Raw genomic sequence first — 13,097 nt, forward strand, 5'->3', positions numbered from 1 at the left:
CGCGACTAGCGCTTGACAGCGTTAATCGCCTGCTGGAATATTTCATATATCAACTCCAATGGCAGGTCCTCGGCCGGATCTATCGGTATGATCTTCATGCGCGTCCGTTTCTCAGCGATCAGAAACGGATGCTCAATGAGTTTCCCGTCCACGATTCCAATATATGGCCTTCCCGTCTTCTTTTCGACCCATATGTAGCAAAACCGCTTGCCTTCGAAAGTGTAAAAAGGCATTGAATACCTCCATATTTCGGCAACGCTCATATCAAATTTCAGAATAAGATGCCGCAATGCGCTCATACAACTTCTGGCCGGTTCGGGCTTGTTCATGAAAAACTGGTCGATCTCTTTCATATGATAGCTTTGGCGTTTCCCTATATTTGCCCTGAATTTATCTGATTTATGCCAAATCCCCGCATTGCCCTGATTATTGGAATCATTAGCATCAGCATTTTTCCTGTTTTGGTAAAATGGGCGCCGGTTTCAGGAATCACTTCGGCATTTTACAGGATGTTTTTCGGCCTGTTTTTTCTTCTCCCTTATTTATTAATCACTAAAAAATTCACAGTACCAGCCAAAGCATTGTGGTTTCCGATTTTCATATGCGGTATCATTTTCGCTACCGACATTGCGGTTTGGAATGTCTCGATTCATTATTCCAATGCAACACAAGCCACATTACTGACCAACCTCTCACCGGTCTGGGTCGGTGTCGGCACATTCTTCTTTTTGCCTGACAAACCTAAGCTGCGTTTCTGGTTGGGAACACTGGTAGCATTAACGGGAATGGTTGTGCTCATCGGGCTGGATGCATTTACCGAAATGCGGTTCGACAAAGGGTTTTTGCTCGCCATTTTGTCAGGGGTACTTTATGCATCTTACATGCTGATCAGCAAAACGGTACTGAACCGGATCGACATCATTAGTTTCATGGTGGTCAGTATGGCGGTTTCAAGCTTGTACCTGTTAGCGATCTGCGTTTTTATGGGTGAACCGCTCTGGAATTTTCAGCCGACGATTTGGAGTGTTTTTATAATACAAGGGCTCATATGCCAGCTGCTGGGCTGGCTTACAATTAGTTATGCCGTCAAGAAAATGGATGCAAAACGGGTCTCGCTCAGTTTGTTGAGCCAGGCAGTCGTTACCGGACTGTTCGCCTGGGCTTTTATCGGAGAAAAAATCACATTGCAAATGATCCTGGGAGGACTCATCATTCTAGCGGGAATCGGTATTACTTACCAAACCAAACGCGCGGGCGCCGACCCGAAGAATGCGTGAACTGGTTTATTCAACCGGCAGATAAATAATAAATGTAGCGCCGATATAAGGCTTGCCCACCGCGTCGATCAGACCTTTATGGTTTTCAACGATCTTTTTACAAATAGCCAGCCCTATGCCGGTTCCTTCGTAAGTACTGCGGTTATGCAGTCGCTGAAATACCTGAAAAATCCGGTCTTTAAACTGCGGATCAAAACCAATGCCATTGTCAGAAAACGATACGAACTGATACGTCAGGTTATGGTCTGCTTCAACCAGCGGGATCATTTGGCCAGCAATAAAGCCGGTACGAATGTTAATAACCGGCTGTGTATCCGGTTTCGTGAATTTCAATGCATTCGCGATCAGGTTCATGAACAGCTGCTCAAACTGGTACACAATGACATTGATAACCGGTAATTCTTCGCTGATGATCAATGCATTCTTCTGATGGATCAGGTCACTGAGCTGCTCTTTCACATTTTGCAAAACCACATTCAGATCGATGCTTTCGTAATGTTTTTCAACAGCATTAGCACGTGAAAATGCCAACAGATCAACGATCAGCTGCTGCATTCTGGTCGATGAGGATTGCATTCTTTTGAAATAATCCTTGCCTCTTTCTGAAAGGTTACCGAGCTCGGTTTCCAGGATACGCGTGGCAAAAGTCTGGATCTTTCGCAGCGGCTCCTGCAAATCATGACTGGCCACGTAAGCGAACTGGGCGAGCTCCATATTAGTCTTTACCAGTTCATTGTTTGAAATAGTAAGCTCCTTCGTCCGAAGCTGAACCTGCGATTCCAGCTGATCAATGAATATTTTACTATCATGAATATCGGTACTCGTCCCTACCCACATTTGAATGGTACCGTCCGGGTTTCTTTGCGGTATCGCCCTGCTCAGCTGCCAGCGATATTCGCCATCAGCCCGTCGGAAACGATGTTCGATGACAAAATCTACGCCATCACGGATCGCGTGGAGCCATCGCCGGATGTTCTCATGAAGATCATCCGGATGTATAAACTGCAGCCAACCGCTTGCCGTAATCCTTTCCGCCGTAAAGCCAGTATAATCGTAAACAGATTTGTTGAAATAATTGAGATTACCCTCCGTATCGCCCGTCCAGACAAACTGCGGCATCGAATCGGCCAGTGTCCTGAATTTCCCCTCACTGGTTTTCAACGCCAGCTCAGCTTCCTTCCGGTCGGTAATATCCATCATCGTACCCAGCATCCGGTGAGGAACATGCCCGTCCTTGTACAGTACCTTGCCCTGCGTCCTGATCCAGTGAACGCTTTGATCGGGATGAATGATCCTGGCTTCGTAGTAATAAGTACCCGTTTCCAGCGCAACCGTGAACGCTTTTTCAACAATGGAAACTCTGTCGTCAGGGTGGATATGTTCCCTGAGTTCGAGATGGCTCAGTATTTTGGACTCATCGTAACCAAAAATAGCCGCAAGCCTGCCCGAATAAATGATATGCCCGGTCTGAATGTTAAGGTCCCATGTTGCAAGTTTCGTACCGTCCGTAGCCAACGATAGCCTGTCGGCAGCTTCGGTGATCTGCTGGCGCAATTTCACTTTGTCCGTCACATCGTTCGCCGAAACCATAATTCCCGATACCTGGCCATCGACCTCAAACATAGGGGCATACTGAAAATCAAGATAGTGTTTTCTCAGCCCACCAGGGCCGTCCACGTACGCCACCGCCTCATTTTCCCTGTGTAGCGTGCCGCGTTCAAACACATCTCTCAGCAACATGGAGAATCTCTGTTCTTTCAGCTCAGGAAATACCTCGAAAAGCTTTCGCCCTACTACTTCATCAAGGTTGCGACGCCATATTTTCAGCATACTTTCATTGGCAATGCTGATGATAAAGTCTTCTCCCTTAAAAATTGCTTTTGCAAACTGAGATTGTGTGACAAGATTCCGAAACTGGTTCTCGCTGCGCTGTAAAGCCTGCTTGGAAACCACTTGCTGGGTTACTTCGGTCGCTACGACGATAATGCCGAGCACTTCGTCTGTCTCTTCAAAAAGGGGCTGATATACAAAATTGAAATAACATTGCTGAGGCTGTCCAAAACGGCTGATGGTCACTTCAAACTCGTAGCCGTGAAAAGGCTCACCACTTCTCATCACCTCCCTCATAATCGGCTCCACTGCTCCTCTCACTTCCGGTAGCGAAACAAAAAGAGATTTTCCCACCATCTCTTCCTCCTTTCTATCCACAATATTCAGGTAGGAATCGTTGGCCATTTCCACAATAAAATCAGTGCCCCGCAGGATAGCTATACCTACCGGGGCCTGCCTCATTGTGTTCCTGAACTTGCTTTCGCTGTCGTTGGCCTGTGCTAAGGTCCTGGCCGTCGTTGCAGATTGTTGCTTGACATGCTGGTCCAGCTTTTCAGAATTGCTCACCTGGTTTCCGTCTCGAAGATGATACAACAAAAATAAGAAGTTGGTTTAGTACTGGTAGTAGAAGTTTTCAGCAGCCGGTTTCCAATTTTGCTTGGTCCAGTCGGTGTCCAGGACCTGCTTGATCGCCTGTTTCAACTTTGGAAAAGAACCTGGTTTTCTGATGAAAAAATTGGCTCCCTGCGCATACACTTTCCTTACCATTTCTTCCTGTCCCGTCGTCGAGAATATCACCACCGGAATAGCTTCCCATGCTTTTGTGCTCCGGATCTGTTCCAGACATTCAAAACCATTCTTACGCGGCATGTTCAGGTCGAGAAAAATGACGTCCGGGGGAGGTGGTACAGCGTTTTCCATCAAACTGATCAACTCTACTCCGTCATTCGCAGTTATAAGTTCCGTGGTAGTACTCACCTCTTTCAATGCGTCTTCAAACAGCATGCAGTCATCTGCATCGTCGTCAGCAAGGAAAATTGATCTATTTGGTTTTGCGCTCATAACCTGATTATGTATTGCTTAGTAGATGAAATGTAAAAGGGATGTTGATGACAAAAATCAACTCCTTAACGGTACTTTGAGAGAGAAGAGGCGTAAAATCAATAACAAGATACACAACAAAAAGCGCATAAGGAAATCAAAAGCATTAAAATTCACCCTCTACACCCTCTTTTGGCTTCTTCTTCGCCTGATGTAAGCGATAGTTAAACGTGAGGTTAATCTGTCGCAAACGTCCCTGAGAGCTGTTTCTCGCGTAGAAATTAGGCCCCTCGGTAATAGAGCGGAAACGGCGTGAATTAAATACATCTATCACGCTGAGTGTCAGTGTACCATTGTTCTTCAAAATATCCCTGGTAGCCGCAAGATCCAACGTCGCCAATGCCTTTCTTCTGCCCTGTGGCGTCTGCTGTGGCGCTTCGTAGTTACCTCTCAGCTGTACGTCGGCGCTTTTCCACAATGTAAACCGCGACATCGTCCGCACAAACCAGCTGTAAGTATCACTCTTAAAATCCTCGTCCAGGCCGGTACCATCCGTGATCGCACGGAAGAAGTTCACGCTACCATCCAGCTTCCACCATTGATAGGGTGTAAATGAGCTGGTAAATTCAGCTCCATACGCATCCTCGGTACCCAGGTTTTCGGGACGGGTGTAGGAACTTCCGTCCTCCTGTACTCTCCTGATACTCGTAATTTTACCATTGGTATGCCGGTAGTAGACCGAGGATGTCAATGATCCCTTCGACATATATTTAATATGTCCCAATTCAAAGGCATTGGTAAATTCCGGGTTAAGGTCGGGGTTACCACTCCAATAATTACGGTTATCACTATAAGTCGCAAAGGGGGTCAGGTCGTTATACTGTGGCCTGCGTACACGACGGCTAAAACTCAGCTGAAAGGCATTTTGTTTCGCAAAATCATAGGTAACGTGTACGCTGGGAAATAAATTGGCATACTTCCGCGCATTCACTTCCTTGGTTTGTTTCAATTCCGTGGTTACGCCCGTCCATTCCGCCCGCACACCGGCCTGGTAGGAAAACTTACCCGTTTTATTACCCACAATTCCGTAAGCTGCATTGATATTTTCCTCGTAAAGAAAGTCGTTTGTAAGATTAGGCAACGTGATCCAGCCCCCATCATTGGTTTGCTGCGTCACCGTATAATCATTGGTCATGTCACGGGAACTGCTTCTCGCACCCGCTTCAAACTTTCCGTCTTTGCCAAAAGGATGCACGTAATCCACTTGAAAAAGCAGCTGTTTTTCAGTTTCGTAATTTACAGCTCTTTGCAGCAGCGGCGGAATACCGGAGGGACTTCCATCGCCTTTAAATACATTTTCATGATAATACTGGTCCGAGTCTTCCCAGTTGTCCAGGTAGCGCACATCCGCAGTTAATTCCTGCCCTTTTCTGTTGAATGTCTTTTTATAAGTTATCGAATACTCCGAGTTTGGCTCCGTCTCCGTCTCGTCCTGTGTACGGTTTGTGATCGTAGTCAGGTTACTCAGGTTCGAAAGGTAATCTCTGTAATTCAGTGTCGAAAACCGTTTTCCTTTGCTTGTCCGCCAGGTGTAGGACCCTGTCAATATATTTTTTGGATTGAAATAAAAATCAATTCCACCTCTCGCACTGTTGTTCATCCCTTTCAGGTTACTGCGCATGTCCCGTTCCATAATGAATGTGGAATCGTTGCGGTACAGCTCCTGGTACACGAAATTCTTGCCCGGCGTATTCCGGTATGACATCGTATAATTGATAAAGAAATTCAGGTTTTTGCGGCGGTAATTCACATTGGCGGCCGCACCGTAATTGGTCGGATGTCCCGTGATGATGTCGAAGGAACCATTGATACCCTCCTTTCTTTCTTTTTTCAAAACAATGTTGATCACCCCGCCCATACCTTCCGCTTCATAACGTGCCGATGGGTTGGTAATGATCTCCACACGCTCGATCATACTACCCTGCAACTGCTGCAATCCACTCGCTCCTTTGATGCTCACCAGTCCCGAAGGCTTGCCATCGATCAGGATGCGGACATTCCCACTTCCCCGTAAACTTACATTCCCTTCCACGTCCACGGCTACCGACGGCACATTGGTGAGGATATCGACGGCAGTACCACCAGCATTCGCAAGGTCTTTTCCTACATTGAATATTTTTTTGTCCAATGACAATTCCATCGAGCTCTTTTCAGCCTGCACCGTTACCTCGTCCAGTGTTTTCGCGGAAGGTATTACTTTCAATGTGCCAAGGTCAAGCGGAGCGTTAGCCGCGGTCAACCTGACGCCCGGTGTTACAAGAGGCTTATAACCAATGAATTCAGACAATGCATAGTAGCCACCAGCCACGATATCCACCACAAATCCACCCGTTTCATCCGTAATAGCGCCAGCAACAAAGCTGCTATCCGTACTGCGGAACAGCCTTATACTTGCATATCCCAGCGGGGTGCTGGTCTGGCTGTCAATAATTTTTCCTGTAATTTTCAACTTTTCAGAACTTTGGGCAAAACCCTGCAACTGGCCGCACAGTATAAAAACCAATATCCCGACCCCTATCTTTTTAATGCCCATCCCGTTTTTGTAATATTTTTCCAATAGTCTTTTGATTGTTTTTACTAACAATAGAAAACCGTTTTCAGGCCCTGTTTTACTCTACCGTAATGATATATTAAAACGAAAGGTTCTGTCTCTGCCCCGTATTTGTCTAACTTTGCATCCCTTTTTAGTCAATTCTTCACAACGCCATGAAAAACGAAGCATCACAAACTTTAAAACTAGCATTTCCAATTATTATCGGTGAGCTCGCCCAAATGGCCCTCCATCTTATCGACAGCGCGATGGTGGGCGCTATCAGTTACAAACAGCTTGCAGCCGCCGCATTGGTGATCAATGCCATGAACATTCCGTTCGTAATCGGTATCGGAATGACCATTTCAGTTTCACAAATGGTGTCCCTGGCCAACGGACGCCGCGACGCACAACTCGTTTCACATTATCTTTTCAATGGATTTTGCCTCTGTACATTGACCGCTCTGGCCATTTCGGCAACGCTCGTATTTGGTAAGGACCTGCTACATCATTTGGGACAAGACCCGGAAGTGGTAACGCTGGCTATGCCCTTTATGAAGCTAATGGGGCTTTCCATTATTCCAATGTTACTTTTCATGACCCTCAAACAGTTTGCAGACGGTCTGGAACATACCCGTACCGCTATGGTTTTTTCATTAGCGGGAATGCCCGTTAACATTCTGCTCAACTGGCTGCTCATCTACGGCAACTGGGGCTTCCCACGGCTCGAACTGGAAGGGGCAGGCTGGGCAACGCTGATTACCAGAAGCTGCATGTTCCTTGCATTGGGTTTTGTCGTTTTACGTCACAAAACTTTTGAAAAATACATTGCTGTGGGCCGTAATCAATGGAAATTAAATGCGAAAACTTGGCGTGAGCTCCTGCATATCGGTGTACCGAGCAGTTTGCAGATAGGCATGGAAGCTGGCGCATTCGCTGTTTCCGGTATCATCATCGGCACCTTAGGCGCCGTTTCGCAGGCCGCACATCAGATCGCTCTGAGCTGCGCGTCATTTACATTCATGGTTTCGATGGGCCTCGCGCAGGCGGGTTCTATCCGCGTGAGCAATGCGCTCGGGCGCGGCGACTGGCAGAAAATATTTGTGATCGGGAAAAGCACGCTGCTTACCGCCCTCATCTACGGCACCTTTTGCGCGATTACCTTTGCAGTTTTCAGGTTTCAGCTTCCCCAGGCATTTAATAACAATCTGGAGGTAACGACCCTGGCCGCGTTACTCTTGCTTTTTGCCGCTGTTTTTCAGATTTCAGACAGCACGCAGGCCATCGGCGCCGGATTATTGAGAGGGATCAAAGATGTAAAAACACCCACGATCCTGATCGGCATTGCATACTGGGTGATCGGAATTCCATTTGGATATGTATTAGCATTCCATTTCGACATGGGGGCTTCCGGAATGTGGCTTGGGCTGATACTTGGGCTTACTATGGCATCTATTTTTCTGATGACCCGATTCTTTAAAATGTCGAAGAGAAATCAGGTCTTGCCTGAAAACCTTACATAATTTTGAGTTGTTACTAAGGATATAAGTCAAAAACTTCGTCATTACCCCAGTGCGCTTTTATTTTTATTCTTTATCCACAAAAATCTGAATCAATGGATTTCAACTCCACGTTAAAGAACATCTTTGTTGAAGAAAAAGACATTCCGGCAGAATTCAGCCTGCCTACACTGATCCACCAGCGCGAGTACCTCAGCAATGGGGAGATGAGACCCTGGGATGGCCCCGTCCACGAAGTGTATTCGCCGATTTGCGTCCGCACAGAAGCCGGTCTCGAACGTAAGCTGATCGGCAGCTACCCGGTTTGCACCGCCACGGAAGCTGAACAATCACTGGACGCGGCGGTAGCGGCTTACAACAATGGTCGCGGCGAATGGCCAACAATGGGAGTTGCGGAAAGGATTCATTGTGTGGAGCAGTTTACAGGTAAGATGATCGAGCAAAAGGACATCATTGTTAAGCTTATCATGTGGGAGATCGGTAAGTCATTTGCGGATTCGGTCAAAGAATTTGACCGTACCGTGGAATACATTTACGCTACCATTGACTCCTTAAAAAACCTCGACAGAGGCTCGTCCAGTTTTGACATTGTGGATGGCATTGCAGCACAGGTACGGCGCTCGCCGCTTGGTGTCGTGCTTTGTATGGGACCATTTAATTACCCGCTCAACGAAACATTCACGACCCTGATCCCCGCACTGATTATGGGTAACACGATTCTTTTCAAACCTCCGAAATTCGGTACGCTGCTGCATTACCCATTGCAGGAAGCATTCCGTGACAGTTTCCCAAAAGGCGTAGTAAACATCATTTACGGTCGTGGTAACGCCATTGTTCCGGGCCTGATGCAATCCGGGAAGATCAATGTACTTACCTTGATCGGTTCCAGTAAGGTTGCGAATGAATTGAAAAAGTCACACCCGAAGGTAAACCGTTTACGGGCGGTACTTGGGCTCGATGCAAAAAATGCAGCGATTGTTACGCCAAATGCAGACATCAGCCTGGCTGTGAAAGAGATCATTACCGGTTCGCTTTCGTTTAATGGTCAGCGTTGCACGGCTTTGAAGATCATCTGGGTACACCGGAGCATAGCCGACGCGTTTTTAAAGCAATTCAATGCGGCTGTATCTGAGCTGAAATTCGGGATGCCGTGGGAAAAAGGCGTGTCGCTAACGCCCCTTCCTGAAACCAATAAGATTGACTACCTCAACGACTGTATCGCCGACGCGTTAACGCACGGCGCGGAGGTTGTGAATGAAAATGGCGGAAAATCAGAAGGATCATTCTTCTATCCGGCTGTGGTTTACCCGGTTAACAGCAAAATGAAGCTGTACCACGAAGAGCAATTCGGCCCGATCGTGCCCGTGGTACCGTTTGATGATTTGGAAGAAACGATTGAGTTTTTGATCGAATCGACACACGGACAGCAGGTGAGCATTTTCAGTAACAATGCAGCAGAAGTAGCGTCGCTGATCGATCCGTTGGTGAACCAGGTTAGCCGCGTGAATGTCAACACGCAATGCCAGCGTGGCCCCGACGTATTCCCATTCACAGGTCGCAAAGACAGCGCCGAAGGAACCTTATCCGTTCCCGACGCCATACGCGCCTTCTCAATACGCTCCCTGGTAGCATTCAAAATGAACGAAGCCAACAAGCAGCTGATCAACGAAATAGTACACGAAGACAGCTCGAATTTTTTGAGTACGAAGTTTATTTTCTGAGGCAGATCAGTTTGATCAACAGATAAAAGTTTGAAAAATATCCGGCGTGCTCCATTCATTTGGAGCACGCCGTTTTTGTTGTTTTACTAAATATTATGCGATAGCAAGATTAAATCAGAGACTAAAATTCCTTTACCCTTTACAGAACACATACTATATCATAACCTAATGAATAAAGAGTCTTACTCTTATCGCAAATCTGGCGATGCCAATCTTTACTTTTTTGTTAGTGAAGGCACTTATGGAAACATTACGAAATCAGTGTCAATTACCAGAATTTTAAGCGAGTTCACTAACCTCCCGGGTCAAGAAATTTACAATCTCGCATTCGGTGATTTTAAGATTATCAACGGACAATGGATGATTGACGACAGTTCCAGGAGCAACAATGGTGATATGCCAAAAGTTATCGCAACTGTTGCAAAGGTCGCCATCGAATTCATGCATAAAAATGAAACTGCAATTTTGTCTTTCTCCGGATTTATGGATAAAAAATCTTTCGAGCTTGGACGAAATCAAAGGACTAATCTCTACCAGAGGGCTATAAACTCAAATTTTGAGGAGTTGTGCAAATCATTCGAGATAATCGGCGTTGTTAAGGATCACATTGAAGAATACGTTCTAGGAACCAAATATGATAGGATCTTGATCAAATGTAAAAAATAGGTTAAATTTGAATGAATCAATCTACAACACTATGCCGTCTATTAAAGAAAATTCCCAAAAAGCACTGGAAGAAATTGACACTCCATTTTCTTCCAGTGATCCTTCTCATCTCTCTGAGGAGGCACTCTTTGAAATTATAGCTCAGTCACCATTCTTCAAGAAAAAACATCAGGAAGCCGAGGAAGCATTGTTAAAAGTAGATTGGTCCCAGATTTCTAAAAAATCGTAGAAGTAAGTATTCCTTACGAAACTTATTGGCCATACGAGCCGTATTCATCCAAATTCGTAAATTAAATTCTGTAAGTCACATACATTATGCCAGCGACGAAAGAAAAATCACAAAAAGCAAGCAAAGAATTGCCAGGAAAAGTTACCCCGGATGACTCTTTTCCTGAAATTAATGAAGCTCTGTTTGCGCGATTAGCCGAAGATCCTTTCTTCAAAGAAAAAAATAGGCGAATGACCGAAATTCTCGAAAAAGTAGATTGGTCTGGATTCAAAGAAAAACATAAGAAATAATCTTACTTCACTTCCCTAATTTCTCCAAAAGCACCCTGGCAGCCCTAATATCATAATCGAACATCTCCGGTTTCTGGTCTGCTATCTTTCTGGCAAGCCCTAGCGCAGGTTCTACATCTTTTCCAGTCAAATCCAGAATGTTTAATGATTGCAGGCGAACATAAGGGTTATCACTTTTCAACGTTTCTGTTAAGGCCGTCATTGCTCCCGATTTGTCCGTGTTTGTGACATACAATGCTTCCGCCGCTGCAATCCGAACTGCTGGCTCTGAATCATTCAATGACTTTTTGAGCTGTTCCTTGGCTGAGCCATCTTTCAAAATTGCAAGACCAGTCGCAGCCCAGTACCTTACTACCGGATCTGGGTCAGTCAGTCTTTTGATCAATTCTTTGGAATGCGCACCGTTTCGAGAGGAAGCCATATCTGCCGTCGCAATGATCTTTTCAAGGTGATATTGGCCACTTCTCGCATAATCGTACAGCGGTGTTTTCTTCGCTATTTCAAATAGTATGGCTTCCGGAATAAAGCCCACATCTTTCAGACTGCGCACCCATTGATCATTGGCTTTTCGCAAACGCAGCAGGTCCGACTTGTATTTTGGATCCTCCGCCAGATTACGAATGTTATGCGGATCTGCTTCCACATCGAATAGTTCCTCGGCGGGCTTCGGCTCCCAAAATTTAGACTGATCAGCATTCAGCTTCCCCGCTTTGTAAGCATCCTCCCAGGATTTCACCGACGGCGCACGCCACAGATATTCAAGGTATTGGCCATAAATTTTGTTAGGCAAATAATTACGGATGTAACGGTACTTTTTGTCACGAACAGATCGGGACATATCAATCCGCTCGTCCATCCTTCCCCGAAACCCGTACGCATACTGCGGTTCTGGCCTTTGCTGTTTCCCCAAAAAAGCCCCTCCCTGCATATAACCAGGCACTTTGATGTCGGTGAGGCTCAAAACAGTCGGCGCAAAGTCGAGAAAAGTTACCAGCCGGTCCGACGTAGTACCCTGTTTTTCCTTTGCCAGATGCGCATACTTTGCCGGCAAATGAATAATCAGCGGCACATGCAATCCCGACTCATACATAAATCGCTTACTTCGCGCCAACACACCACCATTATCTGCATAATAAAAAACAATGGTGTTCTCCGCCAATCCTTCATCCTCCAACTCCTCCAACAGTTTCGCAAACTGCCTGTCCATTTCTTCCAGCTTGTCATAGTACTGCGCCCAATCGTGTTTCAACTCAGGAGTGGCCGGATGGTAAGGTGGCAAAACCACTTTTTCCGGGTCGTGTTGTAATGAGGCTACCGGCTCATGCAGTGAACTTTCATGCGAAACATTCAGGTTAAAAACTGCGAAAAAAGGTTGGCCCGGCTTGCGGTTCTTGTAAGTAGCCTTATTGCTCGACTCGTCCCAAGCATCCTCAGATTGATCGTCCGTATTATAATCTTTTTTAGCATTATTGGTAGTATAGTACCCGGCTTCCCGTAAATACCGAGGGAAGAATTTAACGAAATCGGGCACAGGGTAGCTACTACGCATGTGTTCCGTGCCTAGAGAAGGTGGGTACATGCCCGTGATCAGTGTGTTACGCGAAGGCGCACACACGGGAGCTGTGGAAAATGCATTTTTGTACCGGATACTTTGGGAAGCGAATTTGTCAAGATTGGGCGTCGTAGCGAACTTGTCACCGTAGCTGCCGAGCATAGTGGTGTTATCTTCACTGACGATCCACAAAATATTGGGACGATCTTGTGCATTGATTTTGCTAAAAACGAGGATCGTTAATAAAATTGCTACCAGTTGTTTTTTCATTTGAATCGTTGTTTCGTTCCTAGCAATGTTGCATCGCTATGCGATTTTGGATGCATTAATGTATCGTTTTTGCTACCGCGCGCGGCCGCCGAGGTTGCATCGCTACGCGAT

11 protein-coding genes are annotated in these 13,097 nt (G+C 46.1%); 6 read left to right on the forward strand and 5 right to left on the reverse strand.

The genetic code is table 11. The annotated features are described in order from the left end of the window. Positions 1 to 5: 5 nt before the first annotated feature. Complete coding sequence (locus ON006_RS16780; RefSeq protein ID WP_244822766.1) at positions 6 to 353, reverse strand: DUF1801 domain-containing protein; 348 nt, start codon at positions 351 to 353, stop codon at positions 6 to 8. Between the two features lie 48 nt (positions 354 to 401). Between ON006_RS16780 and ON006_RS16785 the strand changes: the two genes are divergently transcribed. Further along, the gene (locus ON006_RS16785; protein ID WP_244822765.1) at positions 402 to 1,277 is read left to right on the forward strand and encodes a DMT family transporter; all 876 of its coding nucleotides are present in this window, start codon (positions 402 to 404) and stop codon (positions 1,275 to 1,277) included. A 6-nt stretch (positions 1,278 to 1,283) separates the two neighbouring features. Here ON006_RS16785 and ON006_RS16790 read toward each other — a convergent pair whose 3' ends face one another. The 3 genes from ON006_RS16790 to ON006_RS16800 form a co-directional block, all read right to left on the reverse strand. Next, positions 1,284 to 3,701, reverse strand: a complete 2,418-nt coding sequence (locus ON006_RS16790) for a PAS domain-containing sensor histidine kinase (protein ID WP_267609884.1) — start codon at positions 3,699 to 3,701, stop codon at positions 1,284 to 1,286. 18 nt (positions 3,702 to 3,719) lie between these two features. After that, a complete protein-coding gene (locus tag ON006_RS16795; RefSeq protein ID WP_244822763.1) occupies positions 3,720 to 4,169 on the reverse strand; it encodes a response regulator in 450 nt (149 codons plus the stop codon). 145 nt (positions 4,170 to 4,314) lie between these two features. Next, complete coding sequence (locus ON006_RS16800) at positions 4,315 to 6,741, reverse strand: TonB-dependent receptor (protein ID WP_244823201.1); 2,427 nt, start codon at positions 6,739 to 6,741, stop codon at positions 4,315 to 4,317. Positions 6,742 to 6,914: 173 nt separating this feature from the next. Between ON006_RS16800 and ON006_RS16805 the strand changes: the two genes are divergently transcribed. From ON006_RS16805 to ON006_RS16825, 5 genes are all read left to right on the forward strand, one after another. Next, positions 6,915 to 8,261, forward strand: a complete 1,347-nt coding sequence (locus ON006_RS16805) for an MATE family efflux transporter (RefSeq protein ID WP_244822762.1) — start codon at positions 6,915 to 6,917, stop codon at positions 8,259 to 8,261. Between the two features lie 92 nt (positions 8,262 to 8,353). Further along, entirely contained in the window at positions 8,354 to 9,979 is a 1,626-nt protein-coding gene (locus ON006_RS16810; RefSeq protein WP_244822761.1) for an NADP-dependent glyceraldehyde-3-phosphate dehydrogenase, read from the forward strand. A 168-nt stretch (positions 9,980 to 10,147) separates the two neighbouring features. Continuing rightward, positions 10,148 to 10,645 carry a DUF6934 family protein gene (locus ON006_RS16815; RefSeq protein ID WP_244822760.1) on the forward strand — a complete coding sequence of 166 codons (498 nt, stop codon included), beginning with the start codon at positions 10,148 to 10,150 and terminating at the stop codon, positions 10,643 to 10,645. A 31-nt stretch (positions 10,646 to 10,676) separates the two neighbouring features. Beyond that, positions 10,677 to 10,874 carry a hypothetical protein gene (locus ON006_RS16820; RefSeq protein ID WP_244822759.1) on the forward strand — a complete coding sequence of 66 codons (198 nt, stop codon included), beginning with the start codon at positions 10,677 to 10,679 and terminating at the stop codon, positions 10,872 to 10,874. Between the two features lie 86 nt (positions 10,875 to 10,960). Continuing rightward, a complete protein-coding gene (locus ON006_RS16825; protein ID WP_244822758.1) occupies positions 10,961 to 11,164 on the forward strand; it encodes a hypothetical protein in 204 nt (67 codons plus the stop codon). Between the two features lie 7 nt (positions 11,165 to 11,171). Here the strand turns inward: ON006_RS16825 and ON006_RS16830 are convergent, their stop codons facing one another. Next, on the reverse strand, positions 11,172 to 12,986 hold the full coding sequence (locus ON006_RS16830; RefSeq protein WP_244822757.1) for a sulfatase-like hydrolase/transferase: 1,815 nt from the start codon (positions 12,984 to 12,986) through the stop codon (positions 11,172 to 11,174). Between the last annotated feature and the right edge of the window lie 111 nt (positions 12,987 to 13,097).

Origin of the sequence: Dyadobacter pollutisoli (genome assembly GCF_026625565.1) — a bacterium.
GTDB lineage: Bacteria > Bacteroidota > Bacteroidia > Cytophagales > Spirosomataceae > Dyadobacter > Dyadobacter pollutisoli.